General features: G+C 71.3%; 21 protein-coding genes. 16 read left to right on the top strand and 5 right to left on the bottom strand.

The window, feature by feature from the left end; all coding sequences use genetic code 11:
* Positions 1-6: 6 nt before the first annotated feature.
* The 12 genes from cobT to FLX07_RS19090 all read left to right on the top strand — a co-directional run bounded on the left by cobT (position 7) and on the right by FLX07_RS19090 (position 14,169).
* Positions 7-1,092, top strand: a complete 1,086-nt coding sequence (gene cobT, locus FLX07_RS19145; RefSeq protein WP_142572186.1) for a nicotinate-nucleotide--dimethylbenzimidazole phosphoribosyltransferase — start codon at positions 7-9, stop codon at positions 1,090-1,092.
* A gap of 127 nt (positions 1,093-1,219) precedes the next feature.
* The gene (gene cobA, locus FLX07_RS19140) at positions 1,220-2,452 is read left to right on the top strand and encodes a uroporphyrinogen-III C-methyltransferase (RefSeq protein WP_142572185.1); all 1,233 of its coding nucleotides are present in this window, start codon (positions 1,220-1,222) and stop codon (positions 2,450-2,452) included.
* Positions 2,453-2,526: 74 nt separating this feature from the next.
* Positions 2,527-4,749 carry a dynamin family protein gene (locus FLX07_RS19135; RefSeq protein WP_142572184.1) on the top strand — a complete coding sequence of 741 codons (2,223 nt, stop codon included), beginning with the start codon at positions 2,527-2,529 and terminating at the stop codon, positions 4,747-4,749.
* 58 nt (positions 4,750-4,807) lie between these two features.
* Positions 4,808-6,439 (top strand): GTPase, encoded by a 1,632-nt coding sequence (locus FLX07_RS19130; RefSeq protein WP_142572183.1) that lies wholly within the window; start codon positions 4,808-4,810, stop codon positions 6,437-6,439.
* A gap of 276 nt (positions 6,440-6,715) precedes the next feature.
* A complete protein-coding gene (locus FLX07_RS19125; RefSeq protein WP_142572182.1) occupies positions 6,716-7,477 on the top strand; it encodes a single-stranded DNA-binding protein in 762 nt (253 codons plus the stop codon).
* A gap of 114 nt (positions 7,478-7,591) precedes the next feature.
* A complete protein-coding gene (locus FLX07_RS38720) occupies positions 7,592-7,702 on the top strand; it encodes a hypothetical protein (protein ID WP_341874014.1) in 111 nt (36 codons plus the stop codon).
* On the top strand, positions 7,699-8,751 hold the full coding sequence (locus FLX07_RS19115) for a maleylacetate reductase (RefSeq protein ID WP_142572181.1): 1,053 nt from the start codon (positions 7,699-7,701) through the stop codon (positions 8,749-8,751). The genes FLX07_RS38720 and FLX07_RS19115 overlap by 4 nt, the downstream gene beginning before the upstream one ends.
* Positions 8,748-9,686: a dioxygenase family protein gene (locus tag FLX07_RS19110; RefSeq protein ID WP_142572180.1), complete on the top strand. Its 939-nt coding sequence runs from the start codon at positions 8,748-8,750 to the stop codon at positions 9,684-9,686. Before FLX07_RS19115 ends, FLX07_RS19110 begins: the two co-directional genes overlap by 4 nt.
* Before the next feature lie 130 nt (positions 9,687-9,816).
* The gene (locus FLX07_RS19105) at positions 9,817-10,410 is read left to right on the top strand and encodes a pyridoxamine 5'-phosphate oxidase family protein (RefSeq protein WP_142572179.1); all 594 of its coding nucleotides are present in this window, start codon (positions 9,817-9,819) and stop codon (positions 10,408-10,410) included.
* A 259-nt stretch (positions 10,411-10,669) separates the two neighbouring features.
* Positions 10,670-11,971 carry a GGDEF domain-containing protein gene (locus FLX07_RS19100; protein WP_142572178.1) on the top strand — a complete coding sequence of 434 codons (1,302 nt, stop codon included), beginning with the start codon at positions 10,670-10,672 and terminating at the stop codon, positions 11,969-11,971.
* 10 nt (positions 11,972-11,981) lie between these two features.
* Positions 11,982-13,646, top strand: coding sequence for an energy-dependent translational throttle protein EttA (ettA, locus tag FLX07_RS19095; protein WP_142572177.1), 1,665 nt, complete (start codon positions 11,982-11,984; stop codon positions 13,644-13,646).
* 85 nt (positions 13,647-13,731) lie between these two features.
* Complete coding sequence (locus FLX07_RS19090; RefSeq protein WP_229689732.1) at positions 13,732-14,169, top strand: acyl-CoA thioesterase; 438 nt, start codon at positions 13,732-13,734, stop codon at positions 14,167-14,169.
* Positions 14,170-14,308: 139 nt separating this feature from the next.
* Here the strand turns inward: FLX07_RS19090 and FLX07_RS19085 are convergent, their stop codons facing one another.
* The 4 genes from FLX07_RS19085 to FLX07_RS19070 all read right to left on the bottom strand — a co-directional run bounded on the left by FLX07_RS19085 (position 14,309) and on the right by FLX07_RS19070 (position 18,001).
* Positions 14,309-15,859, bottom strand: coding sequence for a glycoside hydrolase family 13 protein (locus FLX07_RS19085; RefSeq protein WP_142572176.1), 1,551 nt, complete (start codon positions 15,857-15,859; stop codon positions 14,309-14,311).
* Positions 15,860-15,889: 30 nt separating this feature from the next.
* On the bottom strand, positions 15,890-16,273 hold the full coding sequence (locus tag FLX07_RS19080; protein WP_142572175.1) for a globin: 384 nt from the start codon (positions 16,271-16,273) through the stop codon (positions 15,890-15,892).
* A 35-nt stretch (positions 16,274-16,308) separates the two neighbouring features.
* Entirely contained in the window at positions 16,309-17,319 is a 1,011-nt protein-coding gene (locus FLX07_RS19075) for a mechanosensitive ion channel family protein (RefSeq protein WP_229689733.1), read from the bottom strand.
* A gap of 457 nt (positions 17,320-17,776) precedes the next feature.
* The gene (locus FLX07_RS19070) at positions 17,777-18,001 is read right to left on the bottom strand and encodes a hypothetical protein (protein WP_229689734.1); all 225 of its coding nucleotides are present in this window, start codon (positions 17,999-18,001) and stop codon (positions 17,777-17,779) included.
* 372 nt (positions 18,002-18,373) lie between these two features.
* Between FLX07_RS19070 and FLX07_RS19065 the strand changes: the two genes are divergently transcribed.
* The 4 genes from FLX07_RS19065 to purU all read left to right on the top strand — a co-directional run bounded on the left by FLX07_RS19065 (position 18,374) and on the right by purU (position 23,743).
* Entirely contained in the window at positions 18,374-19,963 is a 1,590-nt protein-coding gene (locus tag FLX07_RS19065) for a tetratricopeptide repeat protein (RefSeq protein ID WP_142572172.1), read from the top strand.
* 21 nt (positions 19,964-19,984) lie between these two features.
* Positions 19,985-20,551, top strand: a complete 567-nt coding sequence (locus FLX07_RS19060) for a GNAT family N-acetyltransferase (RefSeq protein ID WP_229689735.1) — start codon at positions 19,985-19,987, stop codon at positions 20,549-20,551.
* A gap of 247 nt (positions 20,552-20,798) precedes the next feature.
* On the top strand, positions 20,799-22,712 hold the full coding sequence (locus FLX07_RS19055; protein WP_229689736.1) for a tetratricopeptide repeat protein: 1,914 nt from the start codon (positions 20,799-20,801) through the stop codon (positions 22,710-22,712).
* Between the two features lie 182 nt (positions 22,713-22,894).
* On the top strand, positions 22,895-23,743 hold the full coding sequence (gene purU / locus FLX07_RS19050; protein WP_142572170.1) for a formyltetrahydrofolate deformylase: 849 nt from the start codon (positions 22,895-22,897) through the stop codon (positions 23,741-23,743).
* Between the two features lie 10 nt (positions 23,744-23,753).
* Here the strand turns inward: purU and FLX07_RS19045 are convergent, their stop codons facing one another.
* Positions 23,754-25,817, bottom strand: a complete 2,064-nt coding sequence (locus tag FLX07_RS19045; protein WP_142572169.1) for a prolyl oligopeptidase family serine peptidase — start codon at positions 25,815-25,817, stop codon at positions 23,754-23,756.
* Positions 25,818-25,913 lie beyond the last annotated feature (96 nt).

The raw sequence follows: 25,913 nt of genomic DNA, 5'->3' as shown, positions 1-25,913 counted from the left end.
GAGAGCATGACGTCCCTCGGCGAGACGATCGGCGCCATCCGCCCGGTCGAGCCCGGCCCCATGACGGAGGCCAGGGCCTACCAGGACAGGCTCACCAAGCCCAGCGGCTCGCTCGGAGTGCTCGAGGACGTCGCGGTGCGGCTCGCCGGCATCGCCGGGACGTGCCCGCCGCCGCTCCCGGTCCCGGCCGCCCTGGCGATCTTCGCCGCCGACCACGGCGTGCACGCGCAGGGGGTCAGCCCCTGGCCGCAGGAGGTCACCGCGCAGATGGTGGCCAACTTCACCGCGGGAGGAGCGGTCGCCAACGCCTTCGCCGCCGAGGTGGGCGCGTCGGTGACCGTGGTGGACGTGGGCGTCGCGGCCGACCTGGCGCCCGCGCCCCGGCTGCTCGCCCGCAAGGTCGCGTACGGCACGGCCGACCTGTCGCAGGGGCCCGCGATGACGCGGGAGCAGGCCACCGCCGCCCTGACGGCCGGAATCGAGGTCGCCCGCGACCTGGTGGACGCGGGTGGGCGCTGCCTCGTCACCGGCGACATGGGCATCGCGAACACCACCGCGTCGGCCGCCCTGATCTGCGCCTTCACCGGCAGGCCCGCCGCCGGGGTCACCGGCCGGGGGACCGGCGTCGACGACACCACCTACGAGCACAAGATCGAAATCGTACGGCGGGGCCTGCGGGCCAACGGGATCACCGAGGCGGCAGCCGTACCCGCCGGGCCCGACGAGGCGCTGCGGGTGCTCGCGGCGGTCGGCGGCCTGGAGCACGCGGCGATCGCCGGTTTCGTGCTCGGCGCCGCCGCGGCCCGGGTGCCCGTCATCCTCGACGGGGTGATCGCCGGAGCCGCGGCCCTGGTGGCGGGCGCGCTCGCGCCCGACGCGATCGGCTACTGCCTGGCCGGGCACCGCTCGGCCGAGCCCGGTCACGCGGTCGCGCTGGCCCACCTGGGCCTCGACCCGCTCGTCGACCTGCGGCTGCGCCTCGGGGAGGGAACCGGCGGGCTGCTCGCCCACCCTCTGGTCAGCGCGGCGGCGCGGGTCATGCACGAGGTCGCCACCTTCGACTCCGCGGGCGTGGCGGACAAGGGCGAGTGAGCGCCGCGCGGGGCGCGGGCGACCGCCCCGTGGACTCACAAGTCTCATCCTGTGAATGTCGCCCGAGCCCAGCGGGTAGGTTTGCCTCCTAACAATGCACGCTTGACGCGATAGGGAGACAGGGGTCATGGCGCCCTACCTGCTCGGCCTCCGCCTCGATGGGCGGCGTGTGCTCGTGGTCGGCGGCGGACACGTCGCTCAGCGACGGATCCCCGCACTGCTCGACGCCGGGGCCTCCGTCACCCTGGTCTCGCCCAGTGTCACCCCGGCGCTGGACGATCTCATCGCCACGGGCCGGGTGACCTGGGAGCGGCGGCCCTACCAGGTCGGCGACTGCGACGGCGCCTGGCTGGTGCACGCCTGCACCGACCACCGCGACGTCAACACTGCGGTCGCCGCCGAGGCCGAGGCCAAGCGCATCTGGTGCGTGCGGGCCGACGACAAGGACGCCTCCGCGGCCTGGACCCCCGCCAGCGGGCGGGTGGACGAGGTCGGCGTGGCGGTCACCGCCGGTGGCGATCCCCGCCGGGCGGCCGGCATCCGCGACGCGATCGTGGGCGCGCTGCGCGACGGCACCGTGGACGCCCGGCGGCACCGCACCAAGCCGGTCGGTGTCGCACTGGTGGGCGGCGGTCCCGGCGACCCCGGCCTGATCACCGTGCGGGGACGCCAGCTCCTGGCCCAGGCCGACGTGGTCGTGGCCGACCGCCTCGCGCCCCGCGCGCTCCTGGACGAGCTGTCGCCCGACGTCGAGCTGATCGACGCGGCGAAGGTGCCCTATGGCCGGTCGCTGCCCCAGGAGAAGATCAACGAACTGCTCATCGAGCACGCCCGCAAGGGCAGGTTCGTCGTACGGCTGAAGGGCGGGGATCCGTTCGTCTTCGGCCGGGGCGGCGAGGAGATGATCGCCTGTGCCCGGGCGGGCATCCCGGTGACCGTGGTGCCCGGGATCACCAGCGCGGTCGCGGTGCCAGGGGCGGCCGGGGTCCCGGTCACCCATCGTGGGGTGAGCCAGGAGTTCCACGTCATCTCCGTGCACGTCGCGCCCGACGACCCCGCGTCCACCGTCGACTGGCCCGGATTGGCGCGATCGACGGGAACCCTGATACTTCTCATGGCGGTCGAAAGGATCAAGGAGATCGCCGAAACGCTGGTCCGAGACGGACGTTCACCGGAAACTCCCGTGATGGTGGTACAGGACGGTACTCTTCCGACCCAGCGAGCCGTTGCCGCGACGTTGTCGACTGTGGCGGAACGGATGACCGCGGCCGGAGTGCGGCCTCCGGCGATCGTGATCGTCGGCGAGGTCGTCAAGGTCGGCCAGGAGATCGAAATGGTGCGAGCGGAGCGGGTCCCGTGAGATCGGCAGCCAGGAACACGCCCGACCACGGGGCCGGTGCGGGTTCCGGCGATGCTGTGACCGAGGAGCCGGACATGGCGCAGCACCCGGAGTCGCCGGGTGAGCAGACCATCGCGTTCCGCCCGATCCGCGACGACGAGCCCGCGCCGGAGCTCACTTCGCCTCACTCGGGTCCGGGCGGGCGGCCGTCCGCCGGGTCCGCCGGGTTCGCCGTGGACGCGACCGAGGCCGAGCCCTCCCATGAGGACGTCCCCGAGGCCGAGGACGACCCCGTACGGCCTGCCGGGCCCGGCAGGGCCCTGCAGGACGCGGTGGCCGAGGAGACCGACGGCGGGCCGGCGGCCGGCGACGGCGAACAGGACGCACCAGACGCCGACGACTCGGCGGACGCCGAAGGCCCGGCGGACCCTTCGGCGGACCCTGAGGACGACCCGGAGGGCGCTGAAGACGCCGACGAGCACGCTGAGCCCGCCGAGAACCCCGAGCACAGCACCGAGCACGCCGAGGGCACAGAGCGGGCCGAGCACACAGAGCGCGCCGAGGGCACGGAGCACGCCGCCGACGAGCTTGACGGCGACAATCCCGACGGCGACGAGCTCGACGGCGATCGGGCCGGTTCGTTCGCGATGCCAGAGCCGGTCTCGGCGGCGCTGACCGAGGCGCTCAACCAGCTCCGCACGGCGGTGAAGGGCCTGCACTTCGGTCTCGACGTGCCGGGCTCCGATGAGGCGCGCAAGGCGCAGGCGGCGGTCCTGGCGCAACTCGACGACTACGTCATCCCGCGCGTCCACATGAGCACCGCGCCCGCGCTGATCGCCGTGGCCGGCTCGACGGGAGCGGGCAAGTCCACCATCGTCAACTCGCTCGCCGGGGGGAGGGTCTCGGCCACGGGAGTGCGCCGCCCGACCACGTCGACGCCCTTGATCGTCTGTCACCCCGACAACCGCGAGTGGTATGCGCGCGGCGATCTTCTCGGAGGCGTGGAAAGACTCGCAGAACCCACACGGGACGCCACGCCTGACAGCGTGGTGCTGACGTCGAGCCCGTCACTGCCCCGGGGAATCGCGCTGCTCGACACGCCCGACATCGACTCGGTCGTGGAGGAGCACCACGAGATCGCGCACCGCATGCTGGACGCCGCCGACCTGTGGGTCTTCGTCACCACGGCGTCCCGGTACGCCGACGCGCCGTCCTGGAGCCTGCTGCGCCGGGCCAAGGAACGCGGGGCGCGCCTGGTCATCGTGCTGTCCCGCGTGCCGCCGAGGTCCCGCGAGGTCGTCGTGAAGCACTTCGGCCGGATGCTGCACGAGTACGGCCTGGGCGAGGTCGAACGCTTCGTCATCAACGAGACGTCCGTACGTGACGGGCGGCTGCCCGAGATCGAGATCGCGGATCTCCGCATGTGGCTGTCGGCGTTGTCCGTCGACGACGAGCGGCGGGATGCGGCGGTCAAGGCGACGCTGAACGGCGTGCTGAACAGCTTCCGCACCCGGCTGCCCGCGCTCGCCCGGCATCTTGAGACCCAGGTCGCCCTGCGCGCCGATCTGCGCTCCGACGTCGACGCGGCCTACATGGGCGCCCTGGCGCGGATCGACGAGGCGACCAGGGACGGCTCGCTGCTGCGCGGGGAGGTGCTCGCCCGGTGGCAGGACTTCGCCGGCTCGGGTGACCTCATGCGCACCCTCCGGTTGCGCCGCGGGGGCAAGGGCCACTCGCAGGGCCCCGAGCGGGTGCGCGGGCTGAGGGCCGCCGTGCGGGCGGGCCTCGAAGCGCTGGTCAACTCGGCCGTCCAGCAGGCCACCGAGGAGGCGGTCGCGCGCTGGCGGCAGCGGGCAGGCGCGGGCGACCGCCTGGCCGCGACTCCGGGGCTCGGCCGCCCGGCGGAGGAAATCGCCCGCAGGACCACCAGGACCATCGCCGCCTGGCAGGACCACGTCACCGAGCTCATCCGCACCGAGGGCGTGACCAAGCGGTCGGTGGCCAAGCTGATCTCGTTCGATGTCGATTCGCTCTCGCTGATCTTCATGATCGGCCTGCTCGGCTACGGCGCCACGGACGCGCCGGCGGGCGCGGGCGCCGGCGCACTGCCCCAGCGGCTGCTGCGCGGCCTGCTCGGCGCCGAGTCGCTGCGCAATATCAGCGCCAAGGCCCGCAGCGATCTGCGCGCCCGCGTCGGCCTGCTCTTCGACGAGGAGACCCTCCGGTATGTCGACGTGCTCGACAGCGCCGGGATCCCGGACGAGGCCGCGGCGACGCGGCTCTACCAGGCAACGTACAACCTCGAGGTCGCACGATGACGCAGCCGATCCGGCAGATCACGCTCGGGTACGTCTCCGGCACCACGGTGAGGAATCCATGACGGCTGTCAGCACCGCCGAGAGGCGGCACGGGCTCGGCTCCAGACTCGCCGCCCTGGCCAGGATCGTTGAGCTGGGGCAGGGCCGGCTCGACCCGGCGCTGGTCACGGATGCCGCCCAGCTCCTACTGCGCGCGGGCGACCGGCTCAAGCTGTCGTCCGACCACACGGTCGTCGCGCTCGCCGGTGGCACGGGCAGCGGGAAGTCGTCCCTGTTCAACGCCGTCTCCGGGCTGGAGCTTTCGCCCATCGGCGTACGCAGGCCGACCACCGCGCGCACCCACGCCTGCGTGTGGGGCATCGACGGCGCGGGCCCGCTGCTCGACTGGCTGCAGATCCAGTGGCGGCACCGGTTCGCCCGCGCCAGCGCCCTCGACAAGGGCGAGAGCCAGTTGCACGGGCTGATCCTGCTCGACCTGCCCGACCACGACTCGATCCGCGCGCTCACCGACCACGAGGCCCACCGGCTGATCCAGACGGCCGACCTCATCGTGTGGGTCCTCGACCCGCAGAAGTACGCCGACGCCTCGGTGCACCGGCGTTACGTGACCGAGCTGACCGGGCACGACGCGGTGACGGTCTTCGTGCTGAACCAGTCCGACCGGCTCACTCCGGAGGAGCAGGCGGAGTGCGTGGCCGACCTGGAGGACCTTCTCCGGCGCGAGGGCGTGGCCGATCCCCGGGTGGTCGCGACGTCCGCGACCACCGGCAAGGGCGTCGACAGCCTGAAGGCCGTCCTGGCCGAGTCCGTGGCCGCCCGGCGGGCGGCCTACCAGCGCCTGGAGGCCGACCTCGACCGGCTGGTGCTGCGCCTGGTGAAGGACGTGCCGGAGCTGCTGCGGGTGGAGTCCACGGTGGACGGCGCGCGGCGTGCCGGGCTGGCCGAAGCGCTGTGCGACGCCGTCGGCGTCTCCGCTCTCGGTGAGGCCCTCGAGAACGTGCACGCCGTCCGGTCGGCCGACTGGGTCGGCTGGCCGTACGCGCGCTGGGCGGCCCGGCTGCGGCCCGATCCGCTCAAGAGCCTGCGGCTGGGGGGCGTGAAGGACGACATCCGCGGCCTTGTCGCGAGTTCGGTCACCGCTCAGCCCGCCGAGGTGGACAACGCGGTGCAGGCGCTCGCCGACGGGCTGACGGCCGGCATGCCGGAGGTGTGGCGCGACGGCGTCCGCGAGGCGGCCCGCTCGCGGGTGGACGAGCTTCCCGAGGCGCTGTCGGAGGAGCTGGCGGAGGTGGCTCCGCCGCTCGACCGGGTGCCCGTCTGGTGGTGGCTCCTGAAGATCTGGCAGTACCTCCTGGTGCTCATGTTCGTCGCGAGCCTCGCCTGGGCGGGCGCGATCCTGGCGTACGGCGTGTTCAAGGCGGGCCGTCCGCCGGCCGAGGTCCTCGGTGACGTGGCCGTGCTGCCCTGGGTGGGGCTGATGATGATCAGCGTCCTCGGACTTGGCTTGTTCTCGGCCATGGCGAGCAGGAACTTCGTGGTGCTCGCCGCGGGCAAGGAACGCGACCGGCTTGAGCGCGACATGAGACGCCGTGTGGGCGTCCTGGCGCAGAACATGGTCGTCGAGCCGGTCGAGCGCGAGCTGAACCGCTACAACGAGTATTTCGGCGCGATGGCGGCCGCCCGGCGCTGAACGCCTTTCGCTGAACGTCTGCCGCCCGACGGACGCGGCGGGCGTTGAGCACCTGCCGCCGGGACGGGCGCGGCCGGGCGTCGAACGCCTGCCGCGGGACGCGCCGCCCCGCGCCGGACCTCCCGCCCCCCGCTTCCCGTCGAGCGGGGCGGCCCGGAGCGTTGCCCACAGGCGTGGCTTCATCCACAGAACGGGTTTCTGGCCCGTGAGGCTGTGCGATGCGCGGCCAGTGTGTCCCCCGAGCCCGGCGAGTGACCGGGCCGGGGAGGCACTTCGATGAACGACATCTACGTCACGCTGAGCGGGAACGTCACCGACGACCCCCGGCAGTATCAGTTCCGCGACGGCTCGCGTGTCACCTCGATGCGGATGGCCGTCAACAGGCGTGTCCTCGACCAGCAGACCAACACCTGGCAGACCAGGGACACCACCTATTACACCGTTCGTTGCTACCGCGGGCTGGCGGACAACGTGCAGCAGTCGATCCGCAGGGGACACCCGGTCGTGGTGTACGGCAAGTTGCGGATCAAGCAGTTCGAGCGCGACGGCGAGCAGCGGTTCTGGGCGGAGATCGAGGCCAGCTCGGTGGGCCATGACCTGAAGTGGGGCATCGCCACGTTCGAGAAGCCGATCCGGGCCTACTCGGCGGGCGCGCCGAGCGACGGCGAGCGCCACGCGATGGAAGACGCGACGCGGGAATGGGAGCTGACCGCTCCCAGCGGTTCCAGCGGGCTCAGTGGGCCCAGCGCGGCGTCCGTTGGCGGCGGAGACGACGAGGCGTTCGACGCCCTCGTCGGCGCGCGGGGCGCGAACGACGCGGCTTCGTCGGTGGCCGGAACGCTGGCGGCCGCCGGAGCCTGGCAGGGCGACGAGGCGCCGCGGACCGGCGGCACGGCGGAGATCGACGCCGAGGAAGGCACAACGGGAAGCACGACGGACGGGGCGACGGACCCGGCCTCGGACGGGGCGACGGACCCGGAGCGTGCCGTGCGGGACAACGGCGACGCCGCCTGGCTCCCGCCCGCACTGGCGGCTTAGTGGGGTGTCCACGGACCTCAGGGCCTCACGGGTCTTGGCCGGGTCGATCCCTGTCCTGAAATCACCGATCTGTACTATGACCGGGCCAAACTTCGAGAGACAGAGGAGTCAGGCGTGCTGCTGGTCCGCCCCGACGCGCACATCGCCCGGCGTGCGATGAGCCTGCCCGACGACCCGGCCGGCGCCCTGCGCGCGGCGCTGCCGAAGCTGCTGGGGCGGGCATGAGGTTCGTCCACGCGACGCTGCCGCAGCGCGTCGTTTTCGCCTCCGGCGGCTCGCCGGAGGCCGTGGCCGAGGAGGTCTCCCTCCTCGGCGCCCGGCGGGTCATGCTGATCGCCTCCGGCCGCGCGGCCGCCCTCGCCGACCCGATCGCGACACGGCTGCCGGTCGTGCTGCGGCATGAGGAGGTCGTCATGCACGTCCCGGTCGAGGTGGCCGGCCGGGCGCGAAGGGCCGCCGCGGCCGCCGAGGCCGACGTCGTGGTCACCGTGGGCGGGGGGTCGGCCACCGGGCTGGGCAAGGCCGTCGCCATGACGACCGGCCTGCCGGTCATCGCCGTCCCGACCACCTACGCGGGCTCCGAGGCGACCAACGTCTGGGGCCTGACCGAGGGCGGGACCAAGACCACCGGCGTCGACGACAAGGTGCTGCCGCGCTCGATCGTCTACGACGCCGGGCTGCTCACCTTGCTGCCCGCGGACATGAGCGTGGCGTCGGGGCTCAACGCGCTGGCCCACTGCGTCGACTCGATGTGGGGACCGCGGGCGGACCCGGTCGACCGGGCACTGGCGGGCGAGGGCATCCGCGCACTGACCGCCGGGCTGCCCGTCGTCACGGCGGACGGCGGCGCGATCGAGGGCATCGAGCAGACGCTGTACGGCGCCTACCTCGCCGCGGTCGCGTTCGCGTCGGCCGGCTCGGGACTGCACCACAAGATCTGCCACGTGCTCGGCGGCATGTTCGACCTGCCCCACGCGCAGACCCACGCCGTCGTGCTCCCGCACGTGCTGGCCTTCAACGCTCCGGGCGCGCCCGAGGCCGAGCGGCGCATGGCGGCGGCCTTCGGCGCCGCCACCGCCGTCGAGGGGCTGGCGGCGCTGCGGGCGGAGGTCGGCGCGCCGCGTGCGCTGAAGGACTACGGGATGCCCGAAGAAGGCATCACCAAGGCGGTCGCGCCGATCATGGCCGCCCTACCGGCCGGCAACCCGACCTCCGTGACCGAAGAGAACCTCACTGCGCTGTTGCGTGCTGCGTGGGAAGGAGAGCGTCGATGAGCATCCATGGGGACCCGGGATCGGCCCAGGCCGGCACTCAGGGCCGCGTCCATCGGGAGATCGGTGCCGGGCAGGAGGCCGTCGAGGCCAAGCTGGTCGAGAACGTCGTCGCCTCCTTCGCCGACTGCCCCGACCCGAGGCTGAAGGAGCTGATGGTCGCCCTGGTCGAGCACCTGCACGCTTTCATCCGCGAGGTGCGACTGACCGAGCAGGAGTGGGGCGCCGCGATCGACTTCCTCACCAGGGCCGGTCACATCACCGACGACGTGCGTCAGGAGTTCATCCTGCTGTCGGACACCCTCGGTGCCTCAATGCAGACCATCAACGTCAACAACGCGGCGTACAAGGACGCCACGGAGGCGACGGTCTTCGGCCCGTTCTTCGTCGAGGACGCCCCGCACGTCGGGCTCGGCGGCGACGTCGCCTTGGGCGCGCCGGGAGAGCCCTGCTGGGTCGAGGGCACGGTGACCGACACCGACGGCAACCCGCTCGAGGGCGCGCGCATCGAGGTCTGGGAGGCCGACGAGGCCGGCCTCTATGACGTGCAGTACGACGTGCCCAGGCGCTCCGCACGTGGTCACCTGTTCTCGGCCGAGGACGGCGGCTACCGGTTCTGGGCGCTGACCCCGACGCCCTACCCGATCCCGGACGACGGCCCGGTCGGGCAGATGCTCACCGCGGTCGGCCGCTCCCCGCTGCGGGCATCGCACCTGCACTTCATGGTCAGCCACGAGAACGGGCGCACGCTGGTGACGCACATCTTTCCCGAGGGCGACCCGATCGGCTGGAACGACTCCGTCTTCGGGGTCAAGGAGTCGCTGATCAAGAAGTTCGAGCGGCAGCCGGCCGGCACTCCGACCCCCGACGGGCGGATGATCGAAGGCACCTGGACCAGGGTGCGCTTCGACATCGTGCTCGCCCCGCCGGGCGTCTGACCCGCATCCCTCGTCGTGGGACCCCGCCGAGGACTTCGGTGTTCGCGACCCTGAGCCGTCCCCGCTCCCACGCCCTCGCTCCCACCGCGCCGTCCCCGCCTCTGCGTCGCGCCCCGGTCATAATCGGGCCATGGGGAAGAGCTACGAGCGGATAGATGGCAGATTGCGCGCCTTTATCGAGGCGCAGCACATCTTCTTCACAGCGACCGCGCCGCTGGCCGGCGAGGGCACCGTCAACCTTTCACCCAAGGGCCTGACCGGTTCGTTCGCCGTGATCGACGAACTCACCGTGGCCTACCTGGATTTCGCCGGCAGCAACGCCGAGACGATCGCCCACCTCCGCGAGAACGGCCGCATCAGCCTGATGTGGTGCGCCTTCGACGGCCCTCCCACCATCGTGCGGGTGCACGGTCGCGGTGAGCCGGTATTCCGCGACGATCCCCGTTGGGCCGGTCTGATGCGCTACTTTCCGGACATCGACCCGGCCCGGCACGGCCTGCGCGCGATCATCGTCGTGACCGCCGAGAAGATCCGTGACACGTGCGGGTACGCCGTCCCGTTCATGACCTACGAAGGGGACCGTCCGCTGCACGGCTCGCGGTTCGAACGCGAGACCGACGAGTCGCTCGACGCGTACTTCCACAAGAAGGAGCACGTCGCGACCAGTGTCGACGGCCTGCCGGGTCTGCCCCTGCCGTTGCCGCCGCTTCCCCCCACCGCGTAGCATCCGGCGGGTGGAGCCGGCCTGCTCTTGGCCGCCTCTTGGCCGCCCCGGGCGACACCGCGGGCACGGGCGGAGCCTGCGCGACCCGGTTGCGCCGGAGCCGACGCGAGGCAGGTCGGGTAAACCGCCGCAGACGCCTCCTCGGCCCATCGGATGCAGATGGCCATCGTGCCAAGGTAGTGGTTCCCGTCGCGCATCGCACACTCCGCAACTATTGTGTTACTCATCGTGAGACTGGCTTCGGCTACTGGGGGGCGGGATGACGGCAACCGGTCAGACCTCGGCCAGGCCGCGAAGCGCGATCTGCTTGCGAAGTCGCTGGCCGCTGCTGGCCCAGCCGCCCGCCCTCGTGGCCTACGTGTGTGCGATCGTGGCCTTCGACGCGGTCCTCATCGCGGTGCTGGCGAAGGCGACCCCGCTCCACGCTCACCACCTCGCCATGTTCGGGGCGCTCACCGCGTGCGGTGCGGTGTGCATCGAGGCGACCCGCCGCCTCGGCATGCCCGCCGGTGTGTCCCGCGACCTGCTGTCCGCCTGGTGGTTGCCGGTGGCGTTCCTGCTTCCGCCGGTCTACGCCCTGCTCGCGCCCATACCGATGCAGATCCTGCTGCAGCTCAGGGTGCGGGCGACCGTGCTGTACCGCCGCGTGTTCAGCGCGGCGGCGATCGGACTCGCGGCGGCCTCCGCCTCGGTCGTCTTCCATCACTGGGTCCACGTCCCGCCACACCTGTCGGCGGGGGAGGGCGGGCCGATCGCGGTCGCGGCGGCCTGCGCGGTGCTGTTCACGGTGCTCAACACCGCACTGATCGCGGTGGCGGCGCACGCGTCCGACCCGGAGGGCCGCTGGTGCGAGGTCCTGTGGGACCGCGAACGCGTCCTGCTCGACGCGGTCGAGCTCTGCCTCGGCGTGCTCGTCGCGGTCGTCTGCGGCCTCAATCTGGCGCTGCTGCTGCTCGTGCTGCCGCCCGTCGTGCTTCTCCAGCGGAGCCTGCTGCACGCCCAGCTCCAGGCCGCGGCCCGCACGGATCCGAAGACGGGCCTGCTGAACGCGGCCGCCTGGCAGCGGGAGGCGGACACGGAGATCGCCAGGGCCCAGCGGACCGGGGACGCCCTCGCGCTGGTCCTGGTCGACATCGACCACTTCAAGAAGGTCAACGACACCTACGGCCACCTGGTGGGCGATCAGGTCCTCGCCCAGATGGCGGCCACCCTCCGGACGCAGCTGCGCGAGTACGACGTGGTGGGGCGGTTCGGCGGAGAGGAGTTCGTCGTGCTGCTGCCCGGCGCGGACGTCCACGAGGCCAGACGGGTGGCCGAGCGGCTGCGCACCCGCGTCGGCCGGATGGTGGTCCCCACCGAGCAGGCGATGGTCACGGTCACGGTCTCCGCCGGGGTGGCCATCATGAACGTTCACGGTGAGGACCTGATCGAACTGCTGGCCGCGGCCGACCTCGCGCTCTACCGTGCAAAGGAGCTCGGCAGGGACAGGGTCTGCCTCCCTGCCGCCCCAGTGGCCCCACCCCCGCGCAGCGCGGACGGCGCTGCCGGTGCGATCCCCTAGGCTTGAAGGTATGCCGGAGTACATCTACACGTTGCAGCGCGTGCGCAAAGCGCACGGTGACAAGGTGGTCCTTGACGATGTCACGCTGTCGTTCCTGCCGGGCGCCAAGATCGGTGTCCTGGGCCCGAACGGCACGGGCAAGTCGACGCTGCTCAAGATGATGGCGGGCCTGGAGCAGCCGTCCAACGGCGAGGCTCGGCTGATGCCCGGCTTCACCGTCGGCATCCTGCTGCAGGAGCCGTCACTCAACGAGTCCAAGACCGTGCTCGGGAACGTCGAGGAGGGCGTCGCCGAGACCAAGGCGATGCTCGACCGGTTCAACGAGATCGCCGAGCAGATGGCCACCGACTACAGCGACGAGCTGCTGGAGGAGATGGGCCGCCTGCAGGACGCGCTCGACCACAGCAACGCGTGGGACCTCGACAGCCAGCTCGAACAGGCCATGGACGCGCTGCGCTGCCCGCCGCCCGACGCCGAGGTGACCACGCTCAGCGGTGGCGAGCGGCGCCGGGTCGCGCTGTGCAAGCTGCTGCTGGAGCAGCCCGACCTGCTGCTGCTCGACGAGCCCACCAACCACCTCGACGCGGAGAGCGTCCAGTGGCTGGAGCAGCACCTGGAGAAGTACCCCGGCACCGTTCTGGCCGTCACCCACGACCGTTACTTCCTCGACAACGTGGCCGGCTGGATCCTGGAGCTCGACCGCGGCCGGTGCTACGCGTACGAGGGCAACTACTCCACTTACCTGGAGGCCAAGACCGCGCGTCTGAGGGTCGAGGGCCAGAAGGACGTCAAGCGCAAGAAGCGCCTGGAGGAGGAGTTGGAGTGGGTGCGCTCCAACGCGCGCGCCCGCCAGACCAAGAGCCGCGCCCGTCTCCAGCGCTACGAGGAGATGGCCGCCGAAGCCGACAAGTACCGCAAGCTCGACTTCGAGGAGATCCAGATCCCGCCGGGCCCCCGCCTGGGCACGACGGTCATCCGGGCCGAGAAGCTGAGCAAGGGCTTCAGCGACCGGCTGCTGATGGACGAGCTGTCCTTCGACCTGCCGCGCAACGGCATCGTCGGCATCATCGGCCCGAACGGCGTCGGCAAGACTACGCTGTTCCGGATGATCACGGGGTCCGAGACTCCGGACACCGGGTCCATCACGGTCGGCGACACCGTCAAGATCTCCTACGTGGACCAGAGCAGGGCCGGCATCGAGCCGAACAAGAACGTCTGGCAGGTCGTCTCCGACGGGCTCGACCACATCAAGGTCGGCAACGTCGAGATGCCCTCGCGGGCGTACGTCGCGGCGTTCGGCTTCAAGGGCCCCGACCAGCAGAAGCTCGCGGGGGTCCTGTCCGGCGGCGAGCGCAACCGGCTCAACCTCGCCCTCACCCTCAAGCAGGGCGGCAACGTGCTGCTGCTGGACGAGCCCACCAACGACCTCGACACCGAGACGTTGTCCAGCCTGGAGAACGCGCTGCTCGACTTCCCGGGCTGCGCGGTGATCACCTCGCACGACCGGTGGTTCCTCGACCGCATCGCCACCCACATCCTGGCGTGGGAAGAGGGCTCGAACTGGTTCTGGTTCGAGGGCAACTACGCCGACTACGAGAAGAACAAGGTCGAGCGGCTGGGCGCGGACGCCGCCCGCCCGCACCGCGTCACCTACCGCAAGCTCACCCGCGACTGATCCGAGTTCCCTCGCCCGTTCGCGGGCCTGTCGCCTGCGTCCCCCGCCGCCACGGCGGGGGACGGGGGCCCGTTAGGTTTGACCGGTGACCGAGCTACGCCATCCTCCAGAGCAGCTGACCCGCTTCGTCTTCGAGCGCAAGGTGCGCTTCGCCGACATCGACAGTTTCGGCCACGTCAACAACGTCCGCTTCCTCGACTACCTTGAGGACGCGCGGGTGTCCATGCTGTGGGAGCGGCCGCGCGAGCTCGCCGGCCGCCGGCAGGACCTGGTGGTCGCCCGGCATGAGATCGACTACCGGCGGCCCCTGACCTTCCGCGCCGATCCCGTCCGCGTCGAGATGTGGGTCACCGAGATCTCCAGTGTGCGTTTCACCCTCGCGTACGAGATCCGCGACGACGAGACGCTCTACGCCGAGGCACGCACGGTCTTGGTGGCCTACGACGCCGCGGAGGCCCGCCCCCGCAGGCTCGACGAGGACGAGCTCGCCTACCTCAAGCGGTTCACCGCCCTCGCTCCGTGACCGGCCGCGACGGCCGGAGGCGGTGGCCTGGTCCGGAGACGGTGGCCCGGTCGGAGCCGGTGGCCGGTCGGGAGGCGGAGGCCGGTCGGGAAGCCAAGGCCGGTCCGGAGAGGGTGGCCGGTCCGGAGGCGGGGCGCGGTCAGCCGGTGAGCAGCCAGGCCGCCGTGTCGGCGGGAAGAGCGGTGCCGTCGAGCGGGCCGCTGGTGATCAGCACCTGGTCGTGGGGCGGGAGCGCCACCGCGCCCTCGCCGCAGTTGATCACGCAGAGCAGCCGGCCCCGCCGGAAGAACAGCGTCTCCTCCGGCGACTCCAGCCAGGTGATCGCTTCGGGCAGCGTGCCGCGCAGCTCCCGCCGCGTCTGCAGCGCCCGTCGGTAGAACCACAGCGTCGAGGACGGGTCGGCCGCCTGCCGTTCGGCCGTGAGGTCCGCCCAGTTCGCCGGTTGCGGCAGCCACGACCCGCCGGACCCGAAGCCGTACGGCGGCTCGGTGCCCGACCAGGGCAGCGGCACCCGGCAGCCGTCGCGGCCCGGCACCTCGCCGTTCGACCGCGCGAAGATCGGGTCCTGCCGCGCCTCCGGAGGCAGGTCGGTGACCTCGGGCAGCCCGAGCTCCTCACCCTGGTACAGGTAGGCCGACCCCGGCAGGGCGAGCATGGAGAGCAGCGCCGCGCGGGCCCGGGCCGGACCGGCCTGCGGGTTGAGCGACCCCTGGCCGTAGCGGGTCACGTGCCGTACGACGTCGTGGTTGGACAGCACCCAGGTCGGCGAGGCGACGGCCTTGAGGGTGTCGTCGATGACCTTCCTGAAGGCCGTGGCCGACCAGGGGGCCTCCAACCAGGCGAAATTGAAGCTCTGGTGCAGCTCGTCGGGCCGCACGTACAACGCGAGGTCCTCGGCCGAGTCGGTCCAGACCTCGCCGATGGCGACACGGGTGCCGGGATAGGAGTCGAGCACCCGTCGCCAGTCGCGATAGATGTCGTGCACCTCCGGCCGGCTCCAGATCGGCGACCTTGAGGTGAAGCCCGGATCGGTGTCGGGCAGCCCCTCCGCCTTGATGAGGCCCATCGCGACGTCGATCCGGAAGCCGTCCACCCCCCGGTCGAGCCAGAACCGCAGGACGTCGAGGAACTCCTCCCGCACCTCGGGGTTGCGCCAGTTGAAGTCGGGCTGCTCGGGCGCGAACAGGTGGAGGTACCACTGCCCGTCGGGCACCTGGGTCCAGGCCGGGCCCCCGAAGGTCGACAGCCAGTTGTTCGGCTCTCCGTGGCCGCTTCCACCGCCCTCGGGGCCGCCGTCCCTGAACATGTACCGCTCGCGCTCCTGGGAGCCCCTGGGGGCCGCCAGGGCCTTCTGGAACCATGGGTGAGCCGACGAGCTGTGGTTCGGCACGATGTCGACCATCAGCCGCAGGCCGTGCGCGTGCGCGTCGGCGACCAGGTCGTCGAAGTCGGCCAGCGACCCGAACAACGAATCGACGTCGCGGTAGTCCGCCACGTCGTAGCCGCCGTCGGCCATGGGGGAGGGATAGAAGGGGGTCAGCCAGATCGCGTCGACGCCGAGCTCGGCGAGGTACGGCAGGCGGTCGCGGATTCCCGCCAGGTCGCCCGTACCGTCGCCGGAGGCGTCGGCGAAGCTGCGGACATAGATCTCATAGACAACGGCATCACGCCACCAAGGGGTTGTTTCCATGAGTCTTTGGCTGCCCGCTGCTTCCGTTACTTATGCGTTGACCATGCTGTGGGCGGCGTAGACGAGGTAGTCCCACAGCTGGTTCTCGTGCTCGGCCGGCAGGCCGAGGGAGCGTACGGCGTCGCCCATGTGCCGGAGCCAGGCGTCTCGTGCCGCCTCATCGACGACGAACGGCACGTGCCGCATCCGCAGGCGGGGGTGGCCGCGCTGCTCGCTGTAGGTCCTCGGGCCGCCCCAGTACTGGATGAGGAACAGGCGCAGCCGCTCCTCCGCGCCCGCGAGGTCCTCCTCGGGGTACATCGGGCGCAGCAGGGGGTCTTCCGCGACGCCCTCGTAGAACCGGTGGACGAGGCGCTCGAAGGCCTCCTCACCGCCGATCGCCTCGTAGAAGGACAGGGTCTGCTCGCTGGTCACGGTTTCAGCCTAAGTCAGCTACCGAACGGTAAGGGTCAGGCCGCGAAGACGAGGCTCTTGTCGTCGAAGGCCCGCTTCACCCGAAGGCGCAGCTCCCGGGCGACCTCCAGGTGCCGCGCGGGCACGGTCTTCGCGCTGATCCGGAAGATGACGGACGAGCCCGAGACCGACTCAAGGCCGAAGACCTGCGGCTCCTCGACGATGACCGTGTCCCGGTAGTCCGGGTCCTCCCACATGTCGTGTGCGAGGCCGTTGAGCAGTTCGCGGACCGTCGCCACGTCGCTGTCGTACGGCACCGGCACGTCCACCAGAGCCCTCGACCAGCCCTGCGACTCGTTGCCGATGCGGGTGATCGTGCCGTTGCGCACGTACCAGACCTTGCCGTCGGCATCGCGCAGGCGGGTGATGCGGAGCGTGACGGCCTCCACCGTGCCGACGGCCACCCCGGTGTCGATCACGTCGCCCACGCCGTACTGGTCCTCCAGGAGCATGAACATGCCGGCGATGAAGTCCTTGACCAGCTCCTGGGCGCCGAAGCCGACCGCCACACCGATGATGCCGACGCTCGTGAGCAGCGGCGCCAGCTCGACCCCGAGCTTCGCGAAGACCATCAACGCCGCGGTGCCCAGGATCACGACGGACGCGAGGCTCCGCAGCACCGAGCCCATCGTCTCGGCGCGTGCCCTGCGGCGCTCCGTCATGATCGCCGCCGCGGCCTCCGTGCTCGTCAGCACGCTCTTGCCGCGCAGCCGTTCCGGCAGGACGCCGACGCTGGCCCGCACGGTGAGCCGGGTGATCAGCCGGTGCACGACGTTCCGGACGACCAGCGCTCCGGCCAGGATGAGGGCGATCAGCAGCAGCACGTCCACGATGCCCGCCACGAGCTGCACCCAGGCGGGGAAGTCCTTCTCCGGGAAGGTGCTGTTCAGGACGGTGCAGAAGATGCCGTCGTTGTTGTCACACGCCTTTGCCACCTGCTGGCCGATCACATCGAGATCCGGCACGGTCGGCGCTGGGGTGGGCGTCGCGGGCGACAGTGGTAACACGAGGTGGATCCCCCTTGGATCGGTTCAACGGCAGGTCATGAACGTAGCCAATACTGCCGACTGATCCGGCCTCCGTCACATCGCCGGGGAAGACGGGAACGCGTCCCGTCCGGGGCCGCGGAGGGCGGACCGGACACGCTCCAGTGACGGTGTGGCAGGGCGCGGGCGCGCACCCGGAAGCGCGCCCGGCGCCGTTCTCCAAGCGGGGATCCCCTCGATCACCGTCCGGCCCCACCTGCTCGACGGGGCCGGACGGCGGTCGATGCCGACCGGCGAGCCGGTCGGCCCGCCCGCGGGACGCGGACGGGGTCGGGGCGGGCGGGACGCCGCAGCACAGCCGTCGCGCCGGGGCGGCACGACGGCCACGCTCCGCACCGGGCGTCCTGCCCGCCCCCTGAGGCCGCGGTGGATGCGGCGGCCACGGCGACTTCACCGTCACCCGGGCCGCCGCCTTCCCCTACTCGCTCACCGCGGCAAGCACGCGGGCCACCTTCGTGGCCGCTCCGGCGGGGTCGTCGGCCCGGTGCATCCGTTCACCCCAGGACCACCAGTAGTCGGCCGCCTGGCAGACGACGTTCTCCGTGAGGCTCGTCGCGTCGGGATTGATCACGCGTACGTAGGCGCGGCCCGACGGGGTGCGAACGACTCGCGCGAGCAGGCCCCGCGCATCAAGTTCGGCCACCAAATGTTCCAGATGCCGGAAATCGTCCTCCCCCACCGTAGGTCCTCCTTCATTTCCCGTTCGCGGATGGAATGTGTACTTTCCGTCTCCGCCTGTTCACTCTGGTGCGCCAAAGATGGCTCACAGAAGTGCTCGGGTCAACGAGGGCGACAAGCCGCTGTGGTGGAGGAAAACCCGTGTCAGTTGAAAGAAAACCCCTATCGGGGGACGATCCTTAGTCGGCGCGTTCAAGTTGGGGGCTTGGCCGCGCCAACTATGGTCCATCATTATGGTGTGGTCGGAGCGCGACGAGTAAGTCACTCTCCGTCACGAGGTGAGGACCGCTCGAGACCACGGGCTGCGAGTGCGGCCGGCCACGAGAGAGGGGCCGGGATGTCCGGCAGGCAACACAGAGAGACGGAGACCGCGCGCCGGATCCGGGCGCGAGGCCTGGCAGCCGGGCGCAGCCTGGCCGAGATCGCCAAGGAGATCCACGACGACTGTGGAGCGCAGTTCGGCACGACTCGGATCAAGGCGCATCGCCTCTCACACGGTGTGGCGCTCGCCGACGTGATCGAGCAGGTGCGTGCGCTCTTCGAGAGAGACGGAAAGGCCGTCCCCGGCATCGGCGAGACGCTACTGTCCGCGTACGAGTCGGGCATGAAGCGGCCCGGCCCGGAGTATCTCCACTACCTGTGCTCGGTCTACCGGGTGGAACCCCCGGCCCTGGGGTTCGAAAGCCCGTGCATCTGCGGCCACGGACACCTGGCCGAATCAGGTGGCGGTGCTCCTGAACAGGACAGACCCATCACTTCACCCGCTCCGTGGGGCGCGCCGGCCCCGTCGGGCGGCGGCACCCATCCGGTGGACGGGGGCGAGGAGGACGAGAACGTGCTACGGAGGACGCTGTTGAGGCTCCTCGCCGGCGGCACCGTCGGGGCGGCTGGGCTCAAGGAGCTCAACGAAGAGGTGCTCGGCGCGGTGGAGAACCTCCGCCGGCGCATGGACGAGACGATGGTCATGGCCACCGTCTCGCCGGCGATGCTGGACCAGTGGGAGCAGGCCACATTCGGCTTCGGGCGGCAGTACATGAACACCCCGCCCGTACGGCTGCTCTGCGACGTCATGCTGGAGTTCACCGCTGTGCGCAAGGCCCTGGACCGACGGCAGCCCATCGACGTGCAGGAGCGGCTGTGCCGGATGGCCGCCCAGCTCGCCGGGCTCTCGGGGATGATCATGATCGACCTCGGGGACCAGCGGATGGCCCGGTCGTTCTTCCGTACGGGCCGGATGGCGGCGGATGAGACCGGCGATCGGGCCCTGCGGGCCTGGGTCACCGCCCGGGAGGCGCTGGTCCCGCTCTACTACGGCGACCCGCGCGAGGCGCTCACGCTGGCGAAGAAGAGCCGCGACCTGGCCGGCCACACCCCCTGTGCCGCGCGGGCCATGGCGCCCGTCGTCGAGGCGAGGGCGCTGGCGAAGATCGCCGGTGTCAACGGCTCGCGGCACGAGGTGGTCGAGCAGGCCAAGCGGGCCCTGCATCGCGCCAGGGCGGCTTTCCAGCAGATGAACGACAGCGACCGGGAGGATCCGGCGTTCGGCTACACCGAGCGGCAGCTCTACTTCTACCAGGGCGACGTCCTGGTGAAGCTGGGGCAGACGGTGGAGGCCGACGTCGTCCTGCAGCAGGCGCTCGACAAGTACACGGATGAGGACCTGCTCGACCAGACCCTGATCCGGTTCGACCGGGCGATGTGCCGGCTCATCGACGGCGACGTCGATGCGGCGCTCAAGCTGGGTCAGGAGGCCATCGAGCTCGTCGACAAGGACTACCGGACCGACCTGCTGCTCAAACCGGCGTACGACCTGGTGAAGGAGGTCAGGGCCAAGCACGGCGACTCGCCCCGGCTCCAGGCCTTCTGCGAGGTGATCAAGCAGAGCCGGGTCGAGATCCCGCCGGAGCTGCTCCGTGACGTCGGGTGACGTGGGTACCGAGGAGGACGTGTGGCAGGAGACGCGCTGGCGGGAGATCTCGAGCCGGGAGATCCCGTGAGGGGCGGGCAGAGCAGGACGGCACCGCTGAGGATCCGGCGGTACCGGTGGTCCGACCTCGACGCGGTGTGGTCCCTCCATCAGGTCGGCCTGGCCCAGGTGGGCGTCGTGCCGGGTGACGGCGTCTACTACGACGACGACTTCCCCCGGATCACCGAGGTCTACCTGGCCGCGGGGGGTGACTTCCTGGTGGGCGAGGTGTCCGGGGCGGGGCTCGTGGCGATGGGCGGCCTGCGCCGTATCGACGCCGACACGGCGGAGATGTGCCGGCTCCGGGTCCACCCCGATCATCAGCGGCGCGGCTACGGCGCCCGGATCGCGCAGGAGCTTGAGGATCGGGCGAGCCGGCTCGGCTACCGGACGTTGCGCGGTGACACCACCCTGCGTCAGGTCGCCGCGCTGGAGCTCTATCGCAAATCCGGCTGGCGGGAGCTGCGGCGCGAGGTGCGCGGTGAGAATGTGGTGATTTATATCGAGAAGCAGCTGAATGCCGTAGTCTCTCCGCTTTTCTCCCGATAGATAATGCTTCCATCCCTTGGCGGATAGCTGATCCCTGCGAATACTTGTGCCTTGTCCACAAGAGTGGGGAAAGAGGCGTGATGAAGAAGATCATTATCCGTAAGCCGGGGACGACCAAGCTCAGCGGCACCGCGAGCGTGATCCACAAGGGGTGAGGGACCACCCGAGCCACATCTGGGTCCGGGGGGATCTCTCCCGGGACCGCCTGGCGGCCCTCCGAGCGCTTGTCCTGGAGGTGCCGCCTCCTGTGGCGCCCGTCGTCAACGGGCACCGCCGGTTACGCGGTCCGTACACGATCGGTGGCGCGATCCTGCGCGCCCTCGTTCCGGTCGCCCTGGAGCGTTCCCCGGGCCTGGTGGCGGAACACGACATCGAGATCCGCGCCGTCGCTCCCAGCCTGCGCCCTCTGGTGCCGGCGCGGCGGCAGACCGTCGAGGCCCGCCTGACGGAGGACGAGCGGATCCTCGTGCCCGCGCCGCGCCGCACGCTGCGGATCGCCAACGGGATCGCCGAGTTCGTCCGCGACTGCCTCGACGGGCCGCGGACGCTGCTGGTCGACAACCTGCACGAGGCGGATCCGGCCGACCGCGAGCTGCTGGGCGTCCTGGCGCGCCGGGTGCCGGATCTGACGCTGGCCCTGGCCTCCGCGGAGCCCCAATGGGAGGCCACGCGACTGGTGGAGGCCCCGGCCCAGGGCGGTCCGCCCGACGACTACGTCGTCTCGGACTGCACCTCCGACGACCCCCGCTCCTACCGGGCGTACCTGTCGCTGCCGCCGGAGGAACGGGCGCGCCGGCACGACCGGCGCGCCGCCGAGCTGACGGCCGACGCCGCGGCGCCGGAGCACGCTCTGGGCGCGGTGCCCTACCACCTGGAGCACGGCGGCGACCCGGACGCCGCGGCGCGGGCCCTGTGGGCGGCGGTGGACCACTGCGTCACCGAGGGTCTCCTGCACGCGGTCGTGGAGCTGGGCTCGCGCGGCCTGCGGCGGGTGTCGCCGGGTTCCGACCTGTGGTGGCGCTTCACCCACCGCACCGCGACCGCCCTGGCGGGGCTGGGCCGGCGGGCGCACGCGCAGGAGCTGTACGACCAGGCCCGGAGGATCAGCGTCGATCCGGCCGTGCACGCCGCCGCCGCGTACGGAACGGCGATGCTCGATGCGCGCGACCGCGATCCGGCGCGGCGCGACCTGGCCAGGGCCAGAGCCTGGATCAACGAGGCGATAGCGATCTCCACACTGCTTCCCGACCGGCGGACGCGCGCCTTCAAACTCGGGTTCGACCAGAACGGCCGCGCGCTGATCGAGCTGCGGGAGGGTCGCATCGACGAGGCACTCGGCCTGGTGCGCTCGGCCATCGACCTGGCCGAGCGCGACCTCCCTCCGGACGCCCACCCCGTGCACCGGATGGTGCTGTTCGCCAACCGCGCGCAGCTCCTCGCGCGGACGGGCCGCAAGGAGGAGGCGCTGGCCGACTTCGACCGCGCCGTCGCGATCGACCCGGGCTTCCCCGACCACTATCTCGACCGGGGCAACCTGCTGCTGGAGATGGGACGCACGGACGAGGCGCTGGCCGACTACGAGACGGCGATTCGGGTGAGCCCGCCGCTGCCCGAGGCGTACTACAACCGGGCGGAGCTGCGCCTGGCCGGCGCGGACCTGGACGGCGCCCGGGCCGACCTCGACCACGTGCTCGACCTCGACCCCGGTTTTCTCGACGCGTACGTCAACCGGGCCGGTGTGCTGGAGATGCTCGGCGAGCACGAGGCCGCCAGGCGCGACGTCGAGGCGGGGCTCGCCCTCGACCCCGGCAACGCGCACCTGCACGGCGTGCTCGGGCAGCTGGAGACCGAGGCGGGCCGCTACGCGGAGGCCGCCCTGGCCTTCGACGCGGCGCTGGCCGCCGACGCGCGCCTGGCCTCGGCCTGGGCCAACCGGGCGACCCTGCGGTTCGAGACCGGCGACGCGCGGGGCGCCGTCGACGACCTGACCAGGGCGATCGAGCTGGGCGAGGACGCGGCCCTGTACTTCAACCGGGCGACCGCGCTCGACGCGCTCGGCCGGGGCCAGGAGGCGCTGGCCGACCTGCGCCGGGCGTCGGCGCTGGCTCCCGACGACCCCGACGTGGGCGCGGCGCTGGAGCGGCACGACAAGGAGGGCTGACACGCGGGGGACGCTCACAGCGGGCGGGCGGCCAGTCAGCGGTCAAGCCGATCAGCCGGTCAAACCGATCAGCCGGTCGTCCGCCGCCCCGCCTCCGCCTGTCCGCACTCTCCGACCGGCTAGCCCTACCCTTGAAGCCGACACCCTTGAAGCCGACACCGTCCCCCGTCGAGGATCTGAGCATGAGCGCTGAATTTGTGCTGACCCTGTCCTGCCCGGACCGGCCCGGAGTGGTCGCGGCCGTCTCCGGGCTGCTGGCCGGGAAGGGCTGCAACATCATCGAGAGCCAGCAGTTCGGCGATCCGGTCGAGGAGCGGTTCTTCATGCGCGTGCAGTTCTCCGGCGGGAGCGCGGTCGACGAGTTGCGAGCGGCGTTCGCCTCGCTCGCGTCGGAGTTCGCCATGGAGTTCCAGCTCTTCGACCTCTCCGTGCGGACGCGGGCGCTGGTGCTCGTCAGCCGGTTCGACCACTGCCTCAACGACATGCTCTACCGGGTGCGCTCGGGCCTGCTGCCCATCGAGATCGTGGGCGTCGCGTCCAACCACCCCGACCTGCGTCCCCTCACCCAGTCGTACGGCGTCGACTACCACCACCTGCCGGTCACCGCGGACACCAAGCCGCGGCAGGAGGAGGAGATCCTCACGCTGGTCGACCACTACCAGGCCGATCTGGTCGTGCTCGCCCGCTACATGCAGGTGATCTCACCGGAGATGTGCGCCAAGCTCGCCGGGCGCATGATCAACATCCACCATTCGTTCCTGCCGTCGTTCAAGGGCGCCAAGCCGTACCACCAGGCGTACTCCCGGGGCGTGAAGGTGATCGGCGCCACGGCGCACTACGTGACGCCCGACCTCGACGAGGGGCCGATCATCGAGCAGGAGGTCGCGCGGGTGAACCACACCCACTCACATGAGGACCTCGCCGCGATCGGCCGTGACCTCGAATGTCAGGCGCTGGCCCGGGCCGTCCGCTGGCACGCCGAGCACCGCGTGCTGCTGGACGGCCACAAGACCGTCATCTTCCCGCGCTGAGCTCCGCGCCTCAGCCGGCCTTCAGGCCGGTGTGCCGGGCCACGAACGCGAGCTGGTCGGCCGAGAGCTCGACCGACCGGCTCACCGACCGGGCGCCGTGCCCCACCTCGGTCTCGTTGCGCAGCAGGATCGGCCGGTCGCCCGCCTGCGCGTGCTGCAGGGCCGCCGCCATCTTCCACGCGTGCAGCGGGTGGACGCGGGTGTCGGAGGCGAACACGGCGAACAGCGTGGCCGGGTAGGACACCCCCTCGCGCACGTGGTGGTAGGGCGAGTAGCCCCACAGCCAGGCGAACTCCTCCGGCACGTCGGCCGAGCCGTACTCGACGTTCCAGGTCGCCCCGAGGCCGAACTTCTCATAGCGGATCATGTCGAGCAGCGGGGCCAGGCAGACGACGGCCGCGTACAGGTCGGGGCGCTGGGTGAGCGCCGCGCCGACGAGCAGGCCGCCGTTGGAGCCGCCGGAGATGGCGAGCCGGTCCGGGCTGGTGACGCCGGTGGCGATGAGGTGCTCGGCCGCGGCGTGCAGGTCGTCGAAGACATTCTGCTTGTTGCCGAGCATGCCGTCCCGGTGCCACTGCTCGCCCTCCTCGCCGCCGCCGCGAAGCTGGGCGACCGCGTAGACGCCGCCCGCCTCGACCCACGCCAGCGTCGTGGCGGAGAACCCGGGGTTCATCGGGACCCCGAAGCCGCCGTAGCCGTACAGGATGGTGGGACGGGGCCCGGAGCCGGGGCGTGCGGTAACCAGCATGTGCACCTCGGTGCCGTCCTTGGACCGGTAGACCACCTGCTCGGTCGTCGCCTCGGGCACCTCCACCGCACCGGGAGGCGCCTCCCAGAGGGAGGTCTCGCCGGTCAGCGCGTCGTAGTGGTAGACCGCGGTCGGGGTGATGCCGTCGGTGTAGCTGAACCAGGCCTCGTGCCCGCCCTCCGGACGCTCGAAGATCCCCCCGATCGAGCCGAGCCCCGGCAGCGGGACCTCGCCGATCCGCTCGCCGGTCTCCAGGGCGTGGACGGAGATCTCGCCGATCGCGTGCCGGGTCCAGCCGACGAGCAGGATCGGCTCGGCCATGCCGTCGAGGATCGCGAAGTCGGACAGCACCGCCTCGGCGTCCTCGGGAACGAGGTCGCGCCAGTGCTCGGGGCCGGGCGTCTCCGGAGAGGTGACGCAGACCCGCCCGCGCGGGGCGTCGAGGTCGGTGAAGACGTAGAGCCGCCCGTCGCGGCCGAAGTGGAGCCCGGTCTGGGCGTCGACGTCCTGCTGCACGGTGACCAGTTCCGGCGCCTCCAATGAGGAGGCGTCCAGGTCGGCCACCCACAGGTCGTTGCGCGGGGCGGTCCCCCGTGAGGCGGAGATCGACAGCCGTCTGCCGTCGAGCGAGACCGACACTCCGTAGTAGTTGGTCTTCTCCAGGCCGTCGCCGAAGATCAGCACGTCGTCGTCGGGGGAGGCGCCGACACGGTGCAGGTAGACACGGCGGTGGAACTGCTCCTCATCGGCCGGGACCAGCGAGGGCGCCAGCCTTCGCACGTAGTAGAACGCCTCGCCGCCGGGCAGCCAGGCCACGGGGGAGTAGCGGCAGCGGTCGATCGGCCCCTCGACGATTTCTCCGGTCGTCACGTCGACGACGTACAGGCGCGACTCCTCGTCACCGCCGACCGAGATCTGGTACGCCAGCCGGTTGCCCTCCTTGTCCGGCTGGTAGGAGTCGAGCGTGGTCAGGCCCGAGGGGTCGAGGGCGGTGGGATCGAGCAGCACGCGCTCGCCGTCTGCGTCCGCGACGTACAGGACCGGGTGCTCCTGGTCGGGGGCCCGGCGGGTGAAGAAGCGGCGCTCGCCGCGCCAGGACGGTGTCCCCACCGACCCGGACCGCAGCAGTTCGGCGATGCGCTCGCGGAAGTGGTCGCGCCCTTCGAGCTCGGCGGACCGGAACAGGGTCTCCTGCGCGTCCAGCCACTCCTTCGTCGCCGGATCGTCCGGATCCTCCAGCCACCGGTACGGGTCGGGGACGGGCGTTCCGTGGAGATCGTCGACGATGTCGTCACGGCGGGCTGGCGGGTACGGCACTCGGCTCATGCTGGCACTTTAAATCAACCGGCCGACTGCGACGGTACACCGTCCCTACCCGGCCAAGACGGGAATAAAGGGGCGAACAGCTGGGCATAGAAGCTG

It is taken from the genome of Microbispora bryophytorum, assembly GCF_006874465.1.
GTDB classification, from domain to species: domain Bacteria; phylum Actinomycetota; class Actinomycetes; order Streptosporangiales; family Streptosporangiaceae; genus Microbispora; species Microbispora bryophytorum.
The sequence above is the reverse complement of the archived record's forward strand: the minus strand, read 5'-3'. Positions and strand labels throughout refer to the sequence as shown.